Origin of the sequence: Microcoleus sp. A003_D6 (genome assembly GCF_036702825.1) — a bacterium.
Taxonomy (GTDB): Bacteria; Cyanobacteriota; Cyanobacteriia; order Cyanobacteriales; family Microcoleaceae; genus Microcoleus.
The window spans coordinates 37,241-58,439 of the sequence record NZ_JAUBWA010000008.1 but is presented as its reverse complement, the minus strand read 5'-3'; the positions used below and the strand labels follow the sequence as shown (position 1 = coordinate 58,439).

16 protein-coding genes and 1 tRNA gene are annotated in these 21,199 nt (G+C 44.7%); 6 read left to right on the top strand and 11 right to left on the bottom strand.

The features are described from left to right. Nucleotides 1–92 precede the first annotated feature (92 nt). Nucleotides 93–1,529, bottom strand: a complete 1,437-nt coding sequence (locus tag QUB70_RS04250) for a hybrid sensor histidine kinase/response regulator (protein ID WP_332978533.1) — start codon at nt 1,527–1,529, stop codon at nt 93–95. Beyond that, entirely contained in the window at nt 1,522–4,392 is a 2,871-nt protein-coding gene (locus tag QUB70_RS04245) for a hybrid sensor histidine kinase/response regulator (protein ID WP_332978531.1), read from the bottom strand. The genes QUB70_RS04250 and QUB70_RS04245 overlap by 8 nt, the downstream gene beginning before the upstream one ends. Before the next feature lie 558 nt (nt 4,393–4,950). Here QUB70_RS04245 and QUB70_RS04240 point away from each other — a divergent pair. Beyond that, a tRNA-Arg gene (locus QUB70_RS04240) sits at nt 4,951–5,023 on the top strand. 136 nt (nt 5,024–5,159) lie between these two features. Here QUB70_RS04240 and kaiC read toward each other — a convergent pair. From kaiC to QUB70_RS04225, 3 genes are all read right to left on the bottom strand, one after another. Further along, on the bottom strand, nt 5,160–6,722 hold the full coding sequence (gene kaiC, locus QUB70_RS04235; RefSeq protein WP_332978530.1) for a circadian clock protein KaiC: 1,563 nt from the start codon (nt 6,720–6,722) through the stop codon (nt 5,160–5,162). A 137-nt stretch (nt 6,723–6,859) separates the two neighbouring features. After that, nucleotides 6,860–7,174 carry a circadian clock protein KaiB gene (kaiB, locus tag QUB70_RS04230; RefSeq protein ID WP_006632119.1) on the bottom strand — a complete coding sequence of 105 codons (315 nt, stop codon included), beginning with the start codon at nt 7,172–7,174 and terminating at the stop codon, nt 6,860–6,862. A 186-nt stretch (nt 7,175–7,360) separates the two neighbouring features. Continuing rightward, entirely contained in the window at nt 7,361–8,296 is a 936-nt protein-coding gene (locus tag QUB70_RS04225; protein ID WP_332978529.1) for a circadian clock protein KaiA, read from the bottom strand. A gap of 396 nt (nt 8,297–8,692) precedes the next feature. On the opposite strand from QUB70_RS04225, the gene QUB70_RS04220 reads away from it, so the two are divergent. The 5 genes from QUB70_RS04220 (at nt 8,693) to QUB70_RS04200 (ending at nt 15,170) form a co-directional block, all read left to right on the top strand. Continuing rightward, nucleotides 8,693–11,908: an ATP-binding response regulator gene (locus QUB70_RS04220; protein WP_332978528.1), complete on the top strand. Its 3,216-nt coding sequence runs from the start codon at nt 8,693–8,695 to the stop codon at nt 11,906–11,908. A 481-nt stretch (nt 11,909–12,389) separates the two neighbouring features. Next, the gene (locus QUB70_RS04215; protein ID WP_442927707.1) at nt 12,390–13,271 is read left to right on the top strand and encodes a tetratricopeptide repeat protein; all 882 of its coding nucleotides are present in this window, start codon (nt 12,390–12,392) and stop codon (nt 13,269–13,271) included. Nucleotides 13,272–13,293: 22 nt separating this feature from the next. Further along, on the top strand, nt 13,294–14,505 hold the full coding sequence (locus tag QUB70_RS04210) for a glutathione S-transferase family protein (RefSeq protein WP_332978526.1): 1,212 nt from the start codon (nt 13,294–13,296) through the stop codon (nt 14,503–14,505). Nucleotides 14,506–14,622: 117 nt separating this feature from the next. After that, nucleotides 14,623–14,853 (top strand): hypothetical protein, encoded by a 231-nt coding sequence (locus tag QUB70_RS04205; protein WP_332978524.1) that lies wholly within the window; start codon nt 14,623–14,625, stop codon nt 14,851–14,853. Then, complete coding sequence (locus QUB70_RS04200) at nt 14,808–15,170, top strand: type II toxin-antitoxin system PemK/MazF family toxin (protein ID WP_332978523.1); 363 nt, start codon at nt 14,808–14,810, stop codon at nt 15,168–15,170. The genes QUB70_RS04205 and QUB70_RS04200 overlap by 46 nt, the downstream gene beginning before the upstream one ends. On the opposite strand, the gene QUB70_RS04195 is transcribed toward QUB70_RS04200, so the two are convergent. The 6 genes from QUB70_RS04195 to QUB70_RS04170 form a co-directional block, all read right to left on the bottom strand. Beyond that, nucleotides 15,159–15,329 carry a hypothetical protein gene (locus QUB70_RS04195; protein WP_332978522.1) on the bottom strand — a complete coding sequence of 57 codons (171 nt, stop codon included), beginning with the start codon at nt 15,327–15,329 and terminating at the stop codon, nt 15,159–15,161. The two genes, QUB70_RS04200 and QUB70_RS04195, sit on opposite strands and share 12 nt — an antisense overlap. A gap of 71 nt (nt 15,330–15,400) precedes the next feature. Then, nucleotides 15,401–16,477: a hypothetical protein gene (locus QUB70_RS04190; protein ID WP_332978521.1), complete on the bottom strand. Its 1,077-nt coding sequence runs from the start codon at nt 16,475–16,477 to the stop codon at nt 15,401–15,403. 7 nt (nt 16,478–16,484) lie between these two features. Next, nucleotides 16,485–17,651 carry a hypothetical protein gene (locus QUB70_RS04185; RefSeq protein ID WP_332978520.1) on the bottom strand — a complete coding sequence of 389 codons (1,167 nt, stop codon included), beginning with the start codon at nt 17,649–17,651 and terminating at the stop codon, nt 16,485–16,487. 304 nt (nt 17,652–17,955) lie between these two features. Next, on the bottom strand, nt 17,956–18,222 hold the full coding sequence (locus QUB70_RS04180; protein WP_332978518.1) for a hypothetical protein: 267 nt from the start codon (nt 18,220–18,222) through the stop codon (nt 17,956–17,958). 27 nt (nt 18,223–18,249) lie between these two features. Further along, the gene (locus QUB70_RS04175; protein ID WP_332978516.1) at nt 18,250–18,528 is read right to left on the bottom strand and encodes a hypothetical protein; all 279 of its coding nucleotides are present in this window, start codon (nt 18,526–18,528) and stop codon (nt 18,250–18,252) included. A gap of 161 nt (nt 18,529–18,689) precedes the next feature. Continuing rightward, nucleotides 18,690–21,068 (bottom strand): EF-hand domain-containing protein, encoded by a 2,379-nt coding sequence (locus tag QUB70_RS04170; RefSeq protein WP_332978515.1) that lies wholly within the window; start codon nt 21,066–21,068, stop codon nt 18,690–18,692. Nucleotides 21,069–21,199 lie beyond the last annotated feature (131 nt).

The window sequence follows — 21,199 nt, the reverse complement described above, 5'->3', positions numbered from 1 at the left end:
CGATGGGCAACCACACCGTTTTCCAAATTCTACATTCCGCGCGAGTAGACTGCAAATTTTTAGCCCCAGACTTCAGTCTGGGGCGATGAAACCTACTCAGTTAAATTAATCGGCAAAGACACTGTAAATGCAGTTTTACCGGGGTTCGACTCCACATCAATTTTACCCTGATGTTTTGCAATTATTTTTTTGACAATATCCAATCCCAAGCCGCTACCTTCTCCCGCAGGTTTGGTAGTAAAAAACGGCTCAAAAATTTTAGGCAAAATCTCCGGTGGAATTCCCTTACCGCTGTCAGTGATTTTTACGATGATGCTGGTATCTTGCTGTAGGGCGTCAATTGTTAAAGTTCCTTGATTGTCCATCGCTTGTAAGGCATTGTGAATTAAATTTGTCCAAATTTGATTTAGTTCGTCGGGATAACACAGTACCGCAGGCAATTGAGCTTGATAGTTTCTGACGATTTCCACACCCTGCTTGATCAGGTTCTGATAAAGAGTTAATACAGTCTCAATCCCATCAGTAATATTCACCTGTATTTTTTTCCCATTTACATCGTAACGCGCATAACTTTTAAGGGCAAAAACGACTTTTGCAGCGCGTTCTGTAGCGGTAGCGATGGTTCGGGCGCTTCTGTGAATGCTGGCAAAATCGTAGGCGGTTTTTATAATATTTTCGCTGTCCGGGTCTTTGAGCAACGGCAATAATTCTTGCAGGTTTCCTTGCAATCCGATATTGACTAAAATGCTAGCAAGGCTGTCAGCATTGTCAATTCCTTCCGACTCTAGTTGCTGCTTGAGGTCTTTTTTAAATCCCCGTTTTTCTCGCGTAGATAAAGAGTAAGTTTGTTGGCTGGAACTGTACATCAAACTCAAGAAATCTTGCTGGCGTTCGGCTGATAGTTCTTTAAAAAAAACTGGCAAACTTTCGAGATTGTTATCCAAAAAGTTGGTAATGTTGCCAATAGACGATCGAATTGCTCCCAGTGGCGTATTAATTTCGTGAGCAATGCCCGCAATCAGTTGCCCTAATGCGGCCATTTTTTCCGATTGAACTAATTGATTCTGAGTAGCTTGCAGTTGGTCTAAAGTGACTGTCAGTTCATTGTTTTTCTGTTGGAGCTTTTTTTGCAACTGGCACATTGCTAAATGGGTTTCTACCCTAACTAGAACCTCTTCCACCTGAAAGGGCTTGGTAATATAATCAACCCCGCCCACAGCAAAGGCTTTGACTTTATCTAGTACGTCATTAATCGCGCTAATAAAAATTACCGGAATGTCGCGAGTGCGTTCATCAGCTTTGATTTTTTCGCAAACTTCATACCCGTTCATTTCGGGCATCATAATATCCAGCAAAATTAAATCGGGAGGCATACCTTTTGCCGCCGACAGCGCTAACTCCCCGCTAGGTACGGGGCGGACTTTATAGCCCTTGCCATTCAAAATTCCGGCTAGCAGCCGCAAATTAGCTGGGGTGTCGTCAACTACTAAAATATTACCGCGATCGGTGCTAGGAAGGTCGTTATTCATGTGAGCTTGTTTGAGAAATTAACTTTAAAATTTTGTCGTACTCGAAATTTTCTATACAAGTTGCGATCGCACTGGCTGTTACTGCATCATCTAATCGAATTTGCTCGATCGAGCTATCAATTAAATCCATATCTGCATTCAGTATCGCCAGCTTTAAATCAGCTACCAGTGAATCAGGCAATTTTACGAAATCAGTCGCACTCATTTCGCCCCGATCGCGCTCTTTGATGGCCGATAAATTAGCTTGACCGGGATCTTCATAAATATAGCGCACTCCGATATGTTTGTGCATAGCATCAAAAATATCGGCTTCCCGGAAAGGTTTGCGCATAAAAGCATCGCATCCCGCCGACAAAATAACTGCCCGTTCTTCCTCCAAAACGCTCGCAGTCAGCGCAATAATAGCAGTAGCTTGACCTTTAATAGTGCCTTTAATGTATTGCGTCGCTTCGTAGCCGTCCATCACGGGCATTCTCATGTCCATCCAAATTAAATGCGGTTCCCAACTGTCCCAAATCTCAATAGCTTCTTGACCGTTAGTAGCTTCTTTGAGTTCAAAACCCAGAGGATGGAGGATTTTAATCAACAGTTGGCGATTCAGCGGTTTATCGTCTACTATCAAAATTCGATATGGGTGTTGATTGGGTTCCAGAGCAATCACATTGCGGGTTGGTTTTTGGCTTTCAATATCAGCCGCATCGACCGCAATAACTTGAATATCAAACTTAAAATTAGTTCCTTTGCCAACAGCAGAACAGACGCTGATTTCGCCGCCCATTAATTCCACAAATTTGCGGCTGATTGGCAATCCCAAGCCTGTACCTTCTTGCGAATCTTTGCCGGTCTGGGTTTGCACGAAAGCTTCAAAAAGATTGTCTAATTCATCGGTAGCAATACCGGGTCCAGTATCTTCGACTTCAAAATGAAGGAAGAAGGAAGAGACAGAAGGTGAACCGTCATGTTTGGTTGCATAACTCGCGTTTTCTGAGTGACTTAATTCGGATTGTTTAAGATTATTACTTGCTGAATTTTCTGTATTCTTTGATTCTTCTGACAGCTCATTCTTTTCGCCTTCTGCCTGCTGATTTCCGCCTGAATAATGCTTGCTTACTCTGACCGAAACACCGCCCTCATTGGTGAATTTAAGAGCGTTATTGAGCAGATTGATCGAGATTTGCCGCAACTTTAACTCGTCAGTTTCTACGTATTGCGGCACGTCTGGACTGTGGTAAAAAACTAACTGCAAGTGCTTGTCATGTGCTTTGAGTTGAAACATATCTTCCAAGTCGTTGAGCAGGCGATAGAGGTCAAACTTTTTGGGATTGAGGGTGGTGCGCCCCGATTCAATTTTAGATAAATCGAGGACGTTATTAATCAGGGTGAGCAGGTGTTCTCCGCTGCTGCTAATTATGCTAATATTTTCTTGATGTTCTGGGGATAGGGTTTGGCTGCGAGTCATCAATTGGGAAAAGCCGAGAATTGCATTGAGAGGCGATCGCAATTCGTGGCTCATGTTAGCAAGAAAAGTGCTTTTAGCTTGATTCGCTACTTCCGCTTTGTCTTTAGCTACAGCCAATTCGGCAGTCCGTTCTTGCACTCGGTGTTCTAAAGTTTCAAAAGATTGTTGCAGTTGTTGAGCCATGCTGTTAAATGCTTTGGTTAATTCCCCCAATTCGTCGGATCGTTCGCTTTCTATTGTTGTGTCCCATTCACCTTTAGCAATATTTTTTGCTGCTATATTTAAGCGCAAAATAGGATTTGTTACCCACCGAGAAGTTTGAATGCCAATGGAGACAGCTACTACTAAAGCTGCGAAACACAGCCAAATTGTCGTGCGGGTATTGGCATCGATTTCTTCGGTAAAATCCGCTTCGGGAACAACTACTACAATCAGCCAGTCTAAGCCTTTGCCGTCTTGGAATGGCAGGACTTTTAAGAATTGTCGCTTGCCATTTATTTTAAAGTTTAATAACTCAGAATTTTTAATTTGATTTAATTTCTGAAAGTGTGAACTCAAAAATTTAGCTGTAGCTTGAGTCAAAGGGTTGTGGCTTTCTGCCACTTTAAACAATTGTTTTTCCTTGCCACGAATGCGAAATGGTTTTTCTGCCGTGGAAGTTGCTAACAAATTACCTTGGCGATCGATAATAAAGGCTTGTCCCGATTTTCCAATTTTTAGACTATTGAGAAATCTCCCTATATAGTCGAGACGCAAAGCAGCAATTAATACTCCTTCTAGCTGATTTTTATCGCTGTATACAGGTTGGATAGCGCTGATAATTAATGTCGGTTCTAGGAAGGAAACGTAAGCCGGACTCCAAGTGGGCTTGCCTGCTTTTACGGCAGCTTTGTAGGAAGAATGTTGCCTATTGTCAATATTCTTGATAACTGTTGCTATGGTAGTGCGATCGCCCGTATCATTAGTATTGTAGGAATAAAAATTTGCTCCAGTAGATTTCTCGATCGCATTCATCGTTCGGGAACCGTTAGACAGTTGTTCTCCGGATCGATAATCTCCGTTCTCGTTGCCAACGGCCGTAAAATTGATATAGGGATATAATTGTACTTGCCGCCAAAGATATTTTTCCCAAGCTGATAAATTTTCCATCTTTAACAAGCCGAGCTTGACAGCATCCAACTTGCTTTGATTGATTTTATGGGGAGTTGTTAGGTAAACTTGCAGGTTTTGCTCGACACGCAAACTCACCTCGCTCATTAACTGACTGGCAAGGTTATTAACTGCTTTTTGTCCGTTTCTAAAAGACAGATATCCTACGAGTCCCACGGCTCCCACTATTTGCAGTACAAATGGAACTATGAGAACAGTTCGCAGCGGTAATTTGTCTAAAATTTTAGAAACCATAGGATTTAGAGTTTTTGTGAACTTAAGCTATAATAGTTCTTTCAGAGATCGTCTTGTACCATTGAAGAATTGAAGAATTGAAGAATTGGGAATTACTGATGACTCTCGGGGTTTGGAGGTTGTCTACAGTTGTATTCTTTTTTTATAATAGGACTAAGGCAAAAAAATGGTTTTATCCGCTATCTATAGGGGTAAGGTGCGCCTCGGCTCACCCTACATTTAGATGTTTTGCGTAAGTCCTATTTTAAACTGGTCTTGTCTTAACAGCAGCGCCATCTACTGCCGATTAGCTAGAGGGCATTGAGGCGGGCTATTTTAGCCGTGGTAAATGCTCAATCCCGATCGAATGTGAACCTAATGTTTGTTAGATTAAAGTCTATAATTTTACCCATTGTCGTATTATTTTGACAATTTAGGTAAAATTTGTAGTCTCGGGCTTCGAGAATTGCGCGCAGGGCGATTAGAACCCCCACGTGCCAAGGGGTTTTGAGACTGCCGATCGAATTTGCGATCGTCCTTGCCATTTTCCGCAAGACGTGCTATACTGATTAAAGTTGAGGGCACGTAGCTCAGTGGATAGAGCATCAGGTTCCGGTCCTGAGGGTCGGGGGTTCAAATCCCTCCGTGCTCATTTAAGTTAAGGATTTGATCGATCGTTCGCGACGATCGTTTTTTATGCCTGTTTTGGCGATCGAACTCAGAACAAAGCTATGTAGGGTACGCGGTGCGCACCCTACATAGCTTTCTACACAACAGACGGCTGACTCTCAAATATCGTCATCGTTTTGACCTTGCACGCCCTGGAGAATCCGCGATAACTCACTCTTCTCATTAACTGTAATCCGAGTCGGAGAACCGCTGATAATCCGTTCGTAACCGCGGAACGAATCTTTAATTTGCGGCCCTCTTTCAGTAATCGTGTATTCCCGAATACCTTTGTCATGCCACGAACCGCGCATCTTAAACACATTAATTGCCCGTGACATTTCCCCTCGAATCTCTACATATTGAAGCATGATAATCGTGTCAGTAATCGTAGAAATATGGGAGTCCGTAATCGAATGAGAACCCATAAACTGGTCGCTTGTATTCGTGAAAAAGCCGGTTATTTCTTCCTGCTTCGCAAAACCTGTCACTCCGATCACAAATTGCCTGAAAGCATTATTGCTGACACCCCTAGCTAACGCCGACAGCGAGTCTATTGCAATTCGAGAAGGTTTGAACTCAGCAATTTCTGATTTAATAGTCTGCAAGTGGTCTTCCAAACCGGCAGATTCCGGGTAAGTACACAGCAGCTTCAGCATTCCTTTCTGTTCCATTTCCTCAAAATCAATGCCCCAAGAATAAGCATTGCGGAACAACTGAGCCCGCGACTCTTCATAGGCAAACAGCAGCGCCCGATTGCCGTTCATACAAGCATTCTGCAAGAACTTGCTCACCAACAGCGTTTTGCCGGTTCCCGTTGCACCCGTAGCCAAAATAATCGAGTCTTTGAAGAAACCGCCGCCGCACATCTCGTCGAGAGTTTTATCGCCCGAAGAAACCCGCACGTTGGAAGACTTTTGAGTTAATCGCATCGCCCCCAAGGGGAAAATATTAATTCCGTCATTAGTCATAGTAAAAGGGTATTCGCCCTTCATGTGAGTTGTACCCCGCAACTTCAAAATTTCCATTGTGCGGCGGCGGCGTTCCCCTTCCAAAACGTTGCGAACAATCACCACATTATCCGACACAAACTCTTCCACTCCAAACCGAGCCACCGGGCCGTATTCTTCCACCCGTTCTGTAGTCATAACTGTAGTTGCTCCGACTTGTTTGAGGCGCGCAACTAAGCGAAAAATTTCTCGGCGCACCACCGATGCAGCATCGTACTGCTGAAATACGGCCGTCACCGAATCTATAGAAACGCGCTTGGCTTTGTACTTGCGAATTGCGTACTGAATCCGCTCGATTAAGGCAGATAAATCAAAATTTCCCACGATATCCTGACCTTCTGGATCGGGGGAAGCGTCCAAAATAAATAGCTTGCCTTCATCGATCAACTGTGCCAAATCCCAACCGAAACTGCAAGCATTTTTAATAATATCTGTTGGAGATTCTTCAAAAGTTACGAGCACTCCAGGTTCGTCAAAATGGGTGATTCCGTTATAGATAAATTGTACGGCAAATAAAGTTTTTCCCGTTCCTGACGTGCCGCTGACTAGGGTAGTTCTGCCGATCGGCATTCCGCCGTGACTGATGTCATCGAAACCCTCAATCATCGTGCGAATTTTTTGAACTCCTGCGGTTACCAATCCTTCTCGTTTAACCGTTTGACTAATTTCATTCATATCGATTTTTGTCAACTCTCAGTATTCTTTAGTTGTCACTCATTAACCGCCGATCTTGACTCTTTGTACCCAGCTTTTAGTTTTGGCTCTTGCTCAATAACTAATGACTGCTGACTAATGAGTGTCACCTGATTATCTTATGAATTCAGGTCTTCTTCGCGAAGTTCTTCATAGAGCAAATCTAATCCTATCAGAACTTTCTCGCGATCGGACAAATCGCCAATAATTTTTCGCACCGGCGGTGGCAGGATTTTCGCCAGCGTCGGGGTTGCCAAAATTTTGTCCTCTTCTGCTAGCTGAGGATTTTTGAGAACGTCTATGACTTTCAGCGCGTAGACTCCTTGAAATTCTTGTTCTAGGATGTCTTTTAGGGTTTTCAAAGCTCGCACTGAGTTGGGAGTATTCCCCGCAACGTACAGCTTCAGAACGTAGGTTTTCTTGAGAGGACTCATGAACTTTTTTAAATGTTGAGTATTAGTTGCCAGATGTTAGTTGTAGTTGTTATTTGTCTTGAATCCGCTGTTCTTTCTTATTTTATAAGAATTTCAGCGCTCGCTCGGCCGTCCAGCCTTCTCCTTTCTTTTTTGTTAAATTCTACCTTCTACCTTATTCTTTCTTAAATTCGGCTGTGGATCATTCTACATTCTAACCTGAGATGCCTCTTTGGGAATCGATCGCCGGTACATCTCGCACATATGAGCGATCGCGTCAATCAGAGTCAAGCGGTAATCGAGCAATATTTCCTCGTTGCGCCCTTCTAATTGTAGCTGTTTAGCAAACTCGTCCATCAATTCCATGTGAATTTCTACAATTTGAGTCACTGGAACATCAGCAAAAAAAGCCAAATTTACAAATTCATCTATTTGATTGTTGACGGCAGCATCTTGAGAAAAATAATTCAAAACGATGTCGCGATAACTTGACTTGAGTTGCTCCAAAAACTTTTTTTTCTCGGATTCCGACAGATTTTTCAAAAAAATCTGGGAATTTCTTTTATAATACACACCTAAGTATCCTAGTCGCTCCCGTAATTTTTCCGCAAGCCGCCGCTGCTGTCGGCTGAGCAAACTTTGAGCAGTCAATTGGGCCGTCGCATCGACTGTTGCGGATTGGTAATTGACAGGAACCGGAGTTGAAAGTTTCAGAAATTGTGCGATCGCCCGATCGATACCTGCACCTATTTCGCTCGCTTGAGCGATTGGCAGTTGCACCTCAGCAGGGTGGTAAAAAAAAGCACAACTTTGCTCTTGACTCTTGTCGGCGGTACTGGCGGCAGCCTCAAAACCATCTGAATATGGTGCTTCGGGCCTTCCATCCTCCCCCGGCTGGGGCGAAAAAATCACTGCTGGCAAAAAGATCGATCGTTCTTGCAGCTTGCTCAGAAGCTCGCGCAGATCCCCATCTACCTCAAAAACAAAACAATCGACGTGGTAATTGTGCTTAAAGAACCCCAAAAACTCCACTGCCGACTTAATATGCGTTAAAGCATAGCGTTCGCCCCTCAAAAGCTCGATCGCAGAGGCTGCGATTTTCTCAGATCGGACATAAATACCGATCGACAGTTGAGGAAGCAAAGCTGTAGGTGAAACGCCGGCATTGCCCGAAAGTGCTGGATCGCTCAGAGTTGATATCTCCTTTACAAAACACTTAACATTTTAACAATCATCGCAACATTGACTGTAAGCAATCTTAACAGCAAAATGGGTAACAACTTTGTCACAGAGGGATAATTAAAGTCTACTCTTTAATTTTTGTGTCAAGCACCCAAAGCCCGATTTCTGCAATTAAGCTTAAGCCTTAAAATAAGCGATAGTCACTTCAACTCGGGTGCTGGCATCGAACTCACAGGTCTCGGTGGCGATCCCCGGTCTGATAGCGAACTGATATAAAACAAATAAGATACAGAAATCCGCAGCTACGTTGAGTATCAAAAATATTACTGCTATTGATAGCAGACTCTCAGGTTTGTCATGCCACTCACCAGCCCCAGTCTCAAGAATTTTATCGAGCCAGTGCCACTGTGCCAATCCACGGCGGCGCTAGAATCTCTGCGGTCAATTTTTCGCTCCTGTAACTGCGATCGAGTCGCAGTAGTCAACGAACAGCTACAGCCCCTGGGATTAGTTTACCTCCGCAGCCTTTGGGCTCCCACGGCCGATCGCACAAACGACTGGCAACAACCTTTGTCAGAAAGCCCGATCGCGATCGAACCAGTCAGGACATTACCTGCGGCTCTGAGCGTCAGCGAATTCTGGCAGTACCTGCAAACAGAGGCACTGAACAACCCAGCCCTGACAAACCGCCAAACCGCCGACGGCTCCTCAAACAGCCCGATCGCCCTGACAGATGCCAGCGGTAAATTTTTAGGAATACTAGACAGCCTGAGCTTGCTGCAATTCGCCGCACTCAACAGCAGCTCGATCGGCAGCCTCACAGAAGAGCCAACAGCAGTCAAAGAAATCGAATTAATGCCCGTTTCCGCAGCCATCGCCACCGCCCTAGACGCTCAAGTGCGCTTTCTAGAAGCAGGATTGAAACCCTCGGAAAGCCTGAACTCCCTAGTCCAACTCCTCGAAAAACTGCCCCTGCCCCTGAGATTGCAAACCCCCACCGCACAAATAGTCAGCCAAAACGCAGCGTGGCGGATTTTGCTGGGAGCAGGCCCCGAACCAGTTCCAGAACCAGCAGCAAATTTGGGCAAACACTCGCCCCACAAACCCAGCCATGTAACAGCCGAATACAAGAACGTGCAGGGAGAGGCTATCACCCAAGAGTGCATGAGCCTAGTAGGAGCAAGTAGGGGCGATCGCGATTCAACCGCACCCACCAGTTGCCCGTTGCCCCTGTACGCCGCCGCCTCCCCCTCAACCTTAACCGCTCCAGCTTGGTGCCCCACCGCAGGCAAACCAGATACCTACATTTGCGACTGCCCCGTACAAAAAGGCCAACAACGGATTTGGCAATTTGTCAAACAACCGCTCTCAGAGCAGCTAATTTTAGTAATGGGACAAGATGTCACCGAAGAACATTTAGTCGCGAAAGAACTAGCAGCAAAAAACGCAGACTTAATCCACCTAAACCGACTCAAAGACGAATTTTTATCCTGCATCAGCCACGAACTAAAAACCCCGCTCACGGCAGTCCTCGGTTTGTCCAGCCTCCTCAAAGATAAATTGATCGGAGAACTTAACGATCGCCAAACGCGCTACGCCAAACTAATCCATAAAAGCGGGCGGCATTTGATGACAATAGTTAACGACATTTTAGACTTGACCCGAATGGAAACCGGGCAGCTAGAACTAATTCCCGAATCGGTAGAAATAGCAGCCACCTGCAAAAGATCCTTTGAACAAGCCCAACAACTGCAACAGCAAGAAGAAAAATCCTCTCCTGGGCCGAGCACTCCGGGCGCCGTAGCAAACGCAGAACCCTCCGCCCAAATCGAATTTACACTCGAAATAGAACCAGGGTTGAGCTACTTAATTGCCGACGAACTGCGGCTGCGGCAAATGCTCGTCAACCTCCTTTCCAACGCTTTAAAATTCACCGAACTAGGCGGCAAAATTGGATTAAAAGTAAATGTTTGGGAAGGCTGGATCGCATTCACAGTTTGGGACACCGGCATTGGCATCCCCGCCGACAAACAGCACCTGATTTTTCAGAAATTCCAACAGCTAGAAAGCCCCCTCACCAGACGCTTTCAAGGAACCGGACTGGGACTGGTACTGACTCAACGCCTAGCTCGGCTTCACGGCGGAGACGTTTCGTTTATTTCCTCAGAAAATCAAGGCTCTCAATTTACCCTGCTGCTGCCCCCAAATCCTCCGGGAAACAGCTCTGAAGAATCCCCAGGAGGCACCCAGGCCGAGGAAGAATTATTAAAACCAAAATATCAGACTCCGATCGCCAATTCTCGCTCTCGTTTAGTATTAATAGTCGAAGCAGTTCCCAAATATATCGAAGATTTAACCAACGTCCTCTCGGGTTTGGGCTACCAAGTAATAGTCGCCCGTTCCGGCACCGAAGCGCTGGAAAAAGCCCGCAGGTTCAGTCCCGAAGCGATTTTCCTCAACCCGCTGCTGCCGCTGCTGTCCGGTTGGGACGTGCTGACGCTGCTCAAGAGCGATCCGGATACCCGATCGATTCCGGCGATCGTCACATCCACCAGAGGCGAAAAAGAACGGGCTTCTGTCAACAGAGCCGAAGGCTTTTTAAGCTTGCCGGTGGAAGAACCCGCTTTGCGGCGGCTGCTGGCAGACTCGATAGGTCACAGTAAAGCCAGTACCCCCAAAGTAAGGAGTTCTTTAACTGTGTTGTGGCTCAGCCCGCAAATTAGTTCCTCTCAAGGTTCCGCTTTACTGCTCAACCCCAACTACTGCCGGGTTTTAGAAGCAGACGACCTCGGCCAAGCAGAACTCGTTGCTAGAATTTGGCGGCCCGACGCGATCGTCTTGGACGGTACAAGTCAACTGCAAAACCCCTTAGCTTTTATCGAACAGTTAAGTCGGTCTCGAAATTTGGGTTCTCTCCCCTTGGTGACTTTAGATCCCGCAACTACGCAACTGGCAAATCAAGTCAAAGGATTGTCGGTATTTCCCTGTTTGGCAGCCGGCAGTCCCGACGGTACTGGGTTGGTGGCAAGTGCGTTGTGGCAAGTGATTCAAGTAGCTGCTGGCATGAGTTGGAAGCCCAGCATTTTATTGGCCGACATTTCAACTTTACCGGACTTGCACCGCACTGCTGGGGGGAACCCGACGGGAGAATTGGAAAATCGCGATCGATCGACGGAGGCCGAGATTCCCATTCCCAATGCCAAGTTTTCTACTCCCAACCTTCAAGCTTTGATTCAGTACATCCAAACCGCAGGATTTCGAGGGTCGATCGCTCCCTCCTGGACAGAAGTTTTGCAGCAGTTGCAATATCAAAGCGTTGACTTAGTTTTGCTGTGCTTGCGAGATGCCCCCTCTGAATCAACCGCTATGTTGCAAGCGCTATCCAACCTGCGGCAAATGGCAGTAAAACTGCCAATTTTAGTCTGGGATTATCGGTCTGCTGTAAATTCGGAATCCGAGGCGATCGACTTTTTGCTGCAAGAAGTATCTGCCAAAATTTTACCTTCTTCCTTATCGGCAGCACAATTGTTAGAGAAAATTCAACAGACTTTATTAACTCATTCAAGTTCCTAAAAATGAAGAAGTTACCAGGTTTGTAGTGAGGAATTAAATCGTTTCTCGACCCGTTAAAACAAACTATTATTTATGAGAAAAAACAGAATCTGGGAACTCTTTAACTGTCAACCGCGAAGCGTTATTTGTTAACTCAGTCAAGTTTATAATAACTCATAATTTTGCCTGTTTGTAGTGAGGCAATCATTCGTCTCTAAAACAGTGAAGAAAAACGGCTATCCTGAATGTAAACATAATTTGAGAAGTATTAGACCTCTTGCAAAAATAACTAGGACGGGCAAGATGCCCATCCCACAAAATTGTTTTTCTTGTGGAACGGGCATCTTGCCCGTTCCAGAATTTGATTAAAAGGATTTTTGCAAGAGGTCTATTTAAATGAAAACCGCGAAGCGTTGCGAGTCAAGAAGCAATATCAAAACTCAAAAATATGAGTTATTATAGGCGATCGAGAAACCCTTATATTTTTTTCTGGGGCTGTACAGTGCCTAATCGCATTCCTTTACTATCTCTAGTGCTCGCACTCGGTTTGTGGACAATGCCCGAGCCAGTTGTCGCACAGGCACTCTTGCCTTACACCCTGCAAATCGACTCGGCCCAACTCGAACAAACTGCCTTGAGCCTTGCAGAAGAAGCCGTCCAGCTAGCCAGACTCCAGCAGTACGAACTCGCCGTACCCAGAGCCGAACTCGCCACACAGCTAGCCCCCAAGAATGCTCAAACTTGGACTTTGTTAGGCAGCTTGTACCTTCAAGTCGAGCAGTTCGATAAAGGGATTGTAGCTTTGGGACAAGCTCAATCTCTGGCGCCAGAAAATTCCTCAATTAAATTTGCCTTGGGAGAAGCTCACTTTCGGCAGGCTCGCTACGACAAAGCAGTCGAATATTTGCAAGCAGGGTTGAAGTTAAAACCAGACACTCCAGGTGCATTATTTGATTTAGGCAATGCTTTTTATAAGCTCAAGCGGTTCGATCGGGCGATCGCCCAATACGAAAAAGCCTTTGCTTTAGAAAAAAACCTGTGGCCCGCTATCAACAATATCGGATTAGTCAAATACGAAATGGGAGATGTCGATGGCGCTATCAAACGCTGGGAACAGGCGATCGCGATCGACAACAAAGCAGCAGAAGCAATGCTAGCTCTAGCAGTAGCATTTTACACCAAAGGTGACAAAGAAAAAGGCTTAGCGATGGGAGAAGCAGCTCTGAAACTCGACAAACGCTATGCTACCGTAGAATATCTCAAAGAAAACCTCTGGGGCGATCGTCTGATTGCAGATACCCAAAAGTTGCTAGCAACTCCTGAAATGAAAGCAGCACTGGCTAAAATTCAAGACGCGCCACCCCCTCCCCAGACATCGCCCTAATTATTATCAGCCCAATTCAACTATGACACCCACCGATCGCCTCGCCCCTCTAAGTTGGACAGAATTAGAGGCACTCACAGACTTTGAAGTCGATCGCACCAACGGCCCCACCAACGCTCAATCCCGGTTGCGCCTATTCGGTAAAACCGAATCCGATGTGCGAGTCACCCTGTACCGCGATAACCATGCTTGGTGTCCCTACTGCCAAAAAATCTGGCTGTGGCTGGAAGAAAAAGAAATCCCCTACCGTATTGACAAAGTTACAATGTTCTGCTATGGGGAAAAGGAAAGCTGGTACAAGCGCAAAGTGCCATCGGGAATGCTACCGGCGATCGAACTAGACGGCCGCATCATCACCGAAAGCGATGACATCTTAATCGCCCTCGAACGAGTCTACGGCCCCTTGGGTTTGGGCATGGAAAACCCCGCAGTAATACCCCTGCAGCGGTTAGAGCGACTGCTATTTAGAGCCTGGTGCTCTTGGCTGTGCTACCCAGCAAGTTCAGCCAAAGTAGAACAGCACAACCGCGACCAATTTATCAGCGTCGTCGCCCAGGTAGAAAAGGCTCTGGCTAGCACTCCGGGGCCTTATTTCCTCGATGAATTTGGCACTGCGGATGTCATCTTTACGCCCTACGTCGAACGGATGAATGCCAGTCTTTACTACTACAAAGGCTACTCGATGCGCGAAGAAAACCCGCGCTTTGCTGACTGGTTTGCGGCGATGGAAACCCGCCCTACCTATCGCGGCACTCAGAGCGATTTTCACACCCACGTCCACGATTTACCACCTCAGATGGGCGGGTGTTATGAAAACGGCGAACCTCAGATGCTAGTCAATAAAGCCCGCGTGGATAATGGGCCTTGGGCTGGACTGCCGGATGTGATGTACCCAGAACCGGAAACATCCCGCGCTGAAGCACTTCACCGCGTCATTAAGCACCAGCGCAACATCGTTCGAGTCAATCCTGCTGATGACAACTTATTTGATGAGGCTTTGCGTTGTGCTTTAACTTTGATGATGACTGGCGAAGTTTGTACGCCGCCGGCTGGTTCTGATGGGGCTTTGCGGTATTTGCGCGATCGGGTGAATGTGCCGCGGGATATGTCGATCTACGCGGCCAAGCGGCTGAGGGAAGCGTTGGAGGAAACGGCGGCTTTGGTGGGTGATGGCCAAGGTTCTCCGATTCTGCTGAAGCATCGGCGAGATCAAGATCCGGCTAATTTTGTGTAGGATTCTGGGCATATCGGAATCAGACGGAATGGGCGTTGCTGCTGCTCTACTTCATCAGCTTGCTATCTGCTTGATCGAGGTGCTACCATTGGTAGTATTAAAAGTGGCATAAATAATATGAAAGTATCTATCTCTTTGCCAGATGAGCTAGTGCGTTACATTGACGATCGTGTAGAAAATCGCAGTCGGCTAGTTGAGCTTTTATTGCAAGCATGGCGTAAACAACAAGAACAGCAGGCAATGGTAGAAGCCTGTTTATTGCTCGATGAACTGAGTGATGAATTAACCGATGAGGATGAAGCATGGCAGCAAGCAGCGATTACCGACTGGGAAGCATCTGGCTCGTGAATTTCGATCCCTCAGTCGGTACAGAAATCCGCAAGACTCGACCAGCCGTAATTATTTCAGGAACTGCTTTTAATCAACGCAGTAAAGTCACAGTTCTGCCCATCACTTCTGCTGTTCCAAACGAGCATTTACGACCCATTGTTTTGCCAGTAATTCCTTCGACTCTCAATGGTCTGAATACCGACAGTTTTATCGTGTGCGTCGATCCGATGACGTTTGATAAACGCAGACTTGTGCGCTGTCTTGGGCAATTGGAGTTGCAACAAATACTAGAAATTCAACGGATTTTGGCTCGATATTTAGAACTAGAAGAGTAGGGCAATGCAAAAGCTGGGGCGTGACAAATATAGAATCAAGTGGCGCAGGATTTCTGGGTTGTTGAAAATTTTTCCTATATTGCCCCCTTTGGCATGGGTATAACCGGCATCTAAAACGGGAATTTTGAGTTTTTCTTCGGTGGCAATTGTGGCGGCCATGAGTTAATTTATCCTCATATTTGAAGTTTTAGAGTAGGAATTGTTGAAAAGGTTGGTAAGGTATGGAGGGACTATCTAAGCGTTAATTGTTCGTCATATTGCTTATACCAATATTCAACGATATGTAAAGATGCTGTTATTAGCATATCCCAATTATTATCCTCCATATTAATAGACTGAGTTGCTGGTCTAAAATGAACTATAGAATTCCGAATTTTATAAACAAAATCTCCACAATTACCTTCTTCTGTACCATCAAGCAATCTTTTAATTTCTCGCAATAACTTACGAGCTTCTTCCGGGGACTCGTCAATTAGTTTATTAACCGCATCTTTTTCTTTAGGTTTCCAACCCATGTACTTTTCAACATCAGCCGAAAACTTTAAGAGCGAATCTTCGATCTTCAATTCCTTGTGAAAAATTTCTAAATAGGATAGGGGAAACAGCATTTCTATACATCTATAAATATCGAGAAATGAATATTTCCAAGAAACAGAAACTAAACTAAATAATAAATTTTCATAAGGTATTTTTTTTGAGCCTTCAAAAAAAATATTTTCAAATTTATCAAATGTTTTACTAGAAAATTTCAAGGCAATTAATTGGCTATTTTTTAAAGCATAGAAGCCTGATATCCTTATTAAATCTATATCATTTTTTTCGATAAAAGGAGAATTTTCTGGAATTCGATAGACAGAAAATGGTTCAAAAACATTGCTTATTAAAGAATAATCTTCATATTTAATTATTGATTTTATAGGGTCATCATATAAAATATACTCGGCAATATCATAAGGATTTGCTTCATCGCTAAGAGGAATTTTAAGTTCAAATAGTAATGCTGTAACTATGCCCGCATTCAGTTCTACAAATTCAATAACTTCATCACTATCAATAGTTTGTTTACTCTGCCAACCGACGGCAACAAAGTATTTATGGCTATTAAATTCAAATGAGGCTGTTTGGAAATTGGGTAAAATTAACTGCTTGTTTATAATTTTGAGTTCTTGCAACCATTTTTTATCTTTAGTATTTGTCTTAATACATCGTTTATTACTAGAAACAGGCACAGCAACTTCACTTGTTTGGACAAATTCAGCTAATAGCTCAAATATATATTTGTTAGCGTCTATCATGCTTCTAGACATAAGTTTTTCAGTAAGCTCTCCAACACGGAGTCATATTGTCAACTTTAAAGTTTTCCTCGATTAAGATTTTAAAAGCTTGCAGAAAGAATTCTCTTTCATTAGACTTAGCTGGTTTTTTACCAATCAATTCATTTAAAGTTGGAAAATCTAGAAAATCTTTTATTTCGTTACTCTTTAGACTAGATATACGTTCTAACATTTTATCGGCATCATTTTTAATTTGATTCCATTTTTCATTCTGTTTTTCTGGGCTATAATTCGAGCCAGGTCTACCCAGTACAGACAAACCTATTGCTGTTACAAAACCAACACAAGCTGGTTGACTTTTTCTGAATAAATTACCGTCTTTAAAATATTCTTTTGAATTTTTATCTTTATATGTGGCTATAGCTCGATCAAATTTACCCAAATAATTTATTACTTCATAAAATATATTTGTGAAATTTGAATTGGCTGCTGATTCTATAAAGTCTTGTCGCATAAATTCATCTGCTAGCCTCTCCTGTAAGTCAATTTTTTCTTTTCTTGCCCCAAAAACCAAAAATAATTCTATAATGTTATCAGCCTGAAATTGTCCAGGTGATGAACTTCGCTTTGCGTCATTCATTTCCCAAATCTTGACGCAAGTAGATTGTTCATTTAATTCTTTAATAATTGACCTAAAAACGGTTTCAATCTGTCTCCTTATATTCCAAGGAACTTGACCAGTATTTAAAACTAACATCCGGTAGGTAAGACTATTTACTTGAGAGGCAATCCAATATTCTATACGAATTTTGTTGTTACTAATATCTGTCTTCTTTTGTGCTTCATGTAGAGCTGTAGTTCTTTGCATTCCGTCGATAATAGAAATGCTATCACTATCAATTCCTTCCATCAATTCTAAAAAGGAATCTCTGTTTTTTAATGTCTCCAGTTGGTCAAAAGTATCTTTCGGCACGATTACTCCTAAGACTATTGGTGGAATTAGTGCGCCTGCTTCTATATCTTGAACCATTCTCTCCCTAATCCGAATAGCTGTTGTTGTTTTTAATGTATCTCTTTGTCCTTCTAAGCCTCCTCTATTTTTAAATGTCCTACTTACCATGTTGAGATAATCTTCAACACTTAGCTGTACCATAAAAGAGTAGCAATTTACCTTTTCATCTTTTAAAATATCGATATCTCTTGTCATAAGAATTTCTTTTTTTATTTAAATACTTTTTATAAATTAGCCCCAGACAGCCTTAGATTTAATGCTATCTAACATTAGAGTAAAGCTTTTAGGCACCCTGCTCCTGCAAATATAATATTACCCCATAATCTACCAGAATTCGGCAGAGGCAAAAATGCTTAAGGGATGTAGCCCTTGTCCTGCCGTTTGGATTGCTTCTGGTATGATGGCGCTGACTGTATTCCCTGCCGGTGATGGAAAATTTTCCATTGGGCCATCAATTAGAGTGGGGCAAAGGATCGATGGTAGACTCAAACTTTAGATTTCAAACCCCCCACACCGACTGTTGGGTAATATAAACCGATCGCGCCATCCTACTCTCCAAGCCAAAATAGGTAACAAACCGTTTGAGATTGCCCGCAGCCATCCGGTACAGGTAATCCGCCACCTCAGCCCCCACCCGGACATTCACGCGATCGCTCTGCAAGTTCAGCACTGCCATCTGATCACAAGATAAATTGTTTGTCAACACTTCTGGTAAAGGGCGAGCAAAAGAGGAGGTTTCACCGATCGCACTACTCGATCGATTCATGAAAAAAGTTAGTCTTCAGATTTTATATTACTCCCAGTAATTTTCCCAATCATCCTTAAAAGCTTGCTGCAATCTCTGCATATACGCATCAGTCTTAATCTTCACCATCCACAGATTATTAGCATTTCGGCCTCCCTTGCACACAACACCTTCATCCACACCGTATTTCCCCTTGCGAAGATCGTCCATAAACTTGCCCGTCAGTTTGCCGCGATAAATCACTCGCGCAATATTTAATTTACCAAAATCCTGAATAAACCGATCGGGAACAACCATACCGCGATCGGTTTTAACATCAAAAAGCACCAATTGTTTGCGATGTCCTTTTTATGAATTCCCGCAAACGAGTTAGCACCAAAAAACTCTGTAAACACAGTAATTTAAGCGCTGTGATGCTATTAGTTATATCGAAATTTTGAAGAGGTAAAAAGTTAAGTTTTTAAGCTTAACTTTTTACTGACTGATATCTAAGCAACCTCTACGAACACACCGCTGCGAGCAAACTCCTCTTCTTCAGGACTAAAGACTGGAGCTCGATCAACAAGGTCAGGGTCAAAGTAATATGTCTCTTGTAGGAATTGTCCCGTGACGATCGCCTCCTCCAACTCCTTGATATAATCTTGGGCAACTAAGCAGGCCTCCTTGATGCCTTCCTCATCCCGCTTATCCAACAGCTTTTGCAATGTTGCTCTCACCCCTGTCAGTCGTGCCGCAGGCTTGAGCATACCGTAGAGGCGGTACATCCGATCGGTGGCAATGCTAATGTGTTTGAGGGCGTTGGCTCGTGCTAGCTCAGAGTCAATGCTCGGCCAATAACGAGTGGTATAAAATGCTTTCTCATCCTTGTGATACCACTCCTCCGATCGCGCAATTGATGAGGAGACAGTATTGTGCAGCTTCCAGAAGAATAAGCGCAGGGAATCGCCATCTACTACGGTGGAAAGCTTCGCCTCCATTGATACCTCAAAGTTATTCAGACGCGGGTCGCGCCCAAGCACGAGGTACTCCACAGGGTACATTTCCACCTCTTTATTCTGCACGACGTAGGCGTTGAGGTGGTGGCGGCAGTAAGGGCAGGGATACATAGTGGCAAACAGCTTGAAGAAATCCTTGAAGATGGCCACCAGAGTTTTTTGCTGTTTGGGGGTCTTCGTAGAGACGATTTCAGCCGTAGTGTGGAAGAAACGCCACACCGCAGGGCCAATATAGTAAGGGAAACTGACGCGCATTTGTGAATTCTTTATTTCACTGCGGCCCATATATATATCGATGAACGAGACATATTGCGAGAGTGCGCCAGACTCGCGCCCAAACTCCATGCGTTCGCGCCGTTTCTGTACCCCATTTAGGTAGTTGTGCGTCAAGCGCCATGCTTGTTGAAGCATCAGCTTCTGTTTTGGAGCGCATTTGGGAAAGCTTTCTGCAACATCCGTCCCATAGCGCCCAAATTCCCCTGACGTTTTAGTGGCTTCGTACCACTGGTTTAAAGCCGCTTCGTCAGGGACTGTGTTCAAGGAGATATCTGCTGCGGTACAGACGCTGAAGGCAGCCAGCAACTTCGGCATAAAGTCTTCATACCAATAGGCGACTGGCATCATCGCACCATCGATTTCCTCTGAAGCATCCGAGACGATGACGCGGTTCCACTTCTTCAGGTAGTCTTTGGGATCTCCCTCGGATTGGGCTGGTGGCGGTGCCATTTCCTCACTCAGTTCCATTTTCCGCAGTCGGTTGAGTTCGTTGATGGCAAGCACGCCCTCGGCGATGTCGCGCAAGTTGAGACTTTTCTTCTTGATGGTGATTGCAAACTCCACTCCCGCCGCAAACTTTTCCTTGGCGGAGGCAGACTTACCCCGCGCCTCCAACATGGCTTTTTGTTCGGCCAGCATTTCTGGAGTTTTTTCTATGGTTTTCCAGTTTTTGATGCGATTTTGTAGCCGGGCATATTCCTCTTCGATCGATTTAACTACTGCATCCAGTAGAGGGTTGCACGCCGACTCTACTACACCCAATCCTTTATAAAGCCCGATCGCACATCTGACAAATTGCACAAAATCAACGATTCTGTATGGCAAGTTTCTCACGCGCAGGTGAGTCTCGTGGTTGGCGGAAAAACTCTCGCGGAAGCTGCGGTAGGCTGCTCCCTGGATCAGACGAAACAAACCAATCTGCATCTGCAAGCGGGAGGTACCGCGCTTCTTCTCAGCTTGTGGGTGTTGCGCGAGTAGTTCTTTTAGGCGTGCTATTTCTGGATTGCTATCAGTGGGTGCTTCTTCTAGATTAGGTTCAATAGTGGCAGAAGCTGCCTCGTTGATAGCAGTTGCTGTACTTGCGATCGCAGCGGCTGTACTGTCTGAAATCTCGGTTGTCTGTGTACTGACAACCGGAACCGGCGAGTCTTGATATCCGGTTGCGATCTCTGACTCATCGGGTACAAGTTTGCAGAATTCCTTAAAGTCAATTGAGGCATCGCCGTCATGGTCTACCTCTTTGAGGATCTCATCGAGCTCTTGCTCTGTCAGCCCAAACTGACTCATCACACCCTGCATCTCGTTTTTAGTGATTTGACCGCTGCCATCCTCATCAAATACACTAAATGCCATTTTGAGACGACTCTGGCGATCGCCCTGCTGGGACACCATCAGCATTTTGAATTCCTCAAAATCGATACTGCCCGACAAGTCTACGTCCACTTCCTTGATCATGTCGCGCAGCTCGGTTTCGTTAGGACTCTGGCCTAGCGATCGCATCACTTGACCCAGTTCTTCTGATGAAATAGCACCGCTCCCGTCCGCGTCAAATACTTGGAACGCTTCCCATAACTTTGCCACATCTTCTTCAGTCATGGCTTTTTTTTCAAGCTCCACAGAGGTCATCACTAAATTTTCCCTGATTTTTTTATTGGTTGTCTATTGATTACGACCAATATACTTAATTCCTGATGACTTACGCAACGGTATTGTCAAATCGAAGGAAG

Coding starts and splice junctions, on each gene's coding strand:
- QUB70_RS04220 (WP_332978528.1), top strand. CDS start 8,693: ATGCCACTCACCAGCCCCAGTCTCAAGAATTTTATCGAGCCAGTGCCA.
- QUB70_RS04245 (WP_332978531.1), bottom strand. CDS start 4,392: ATGGTTTCTAAAATTTTAGACAAATTACCGCTGCGAACTGTTCTCATA.
- QUB70_RS04205 (WP_332978524.1), top strand. CDS start 14,623: ATGAAAGTATCTATCTCTTTGCCAGATGAGCTAGTGCGTTACATTGAC.
- QUB70_RS04190 (WP_332978521.1), bottom strand. CDS start 16,477: ATGTCTAGAAGCATGATAGACGCTAACAAATATATATTTGAGCTATTA.
- QUB70_RS04195 (WP_332978522.1), bottom strand. CDS start 15,329: ATGGCCGCCACAATTGCCACCGAAGAAAAACTCAAAATTCCCGTTTTA.
- QUB70_RS04210 (WP_332978526.1), top strand. CDS start 13,294: ATGACACCCACCGATCGCCTCGCCCCTCTAAGTTGGACAGAATTAGAG.
- QUB70_RS04180 (WP_332978518.1), bottom strand. CDS start 18,222: ATGAATCGATCGAGTAGTGCGATCGGTGAAACCTCCTCTTTTGCTCGC.
- kaiC (WP_332978530.1), bottom strand. CDS start 6,722: ATGAATGAAATTAGTCAAACGGTTAAACGAGAAGGATTGGTAACCGCA.
- kaiB (WP_006632119.1), bottom strand. CDS start 7,174: ATGAGTCCTCTCAAGAAAACCTACGTTCTGAAGCTGTACGTTGCGGGG.
- QUB70_RS04185 (WP_332978520.1), bottom strand. CDS start 17,651: ATGACAAGAGATATCGATATTTTAAAAGATGAAAAGGTAAATTGCTAC.
- QUB70_RS04250 (WP_332978533.1), bottom strand. CDS start 1,529: ATGAATAACGACCTTCCTAGCACCGATCGCGGTAATATTTTAGTAGTT.
- QUB70_RS04200 (WP_332978523.1), top strand. CDS start 14,808: ATGGCAGCAAGCAGCGATTACCGACTGGGAAGCATCTGGCTCGTGAAT.
- QUB70_RS04170 (WP_332978515.1), bottom strand. CDS start 21,068: ATGACTGAAGAAGATGTGGCAAAGTTATGGGAAGCGTTCCAAGTATTT.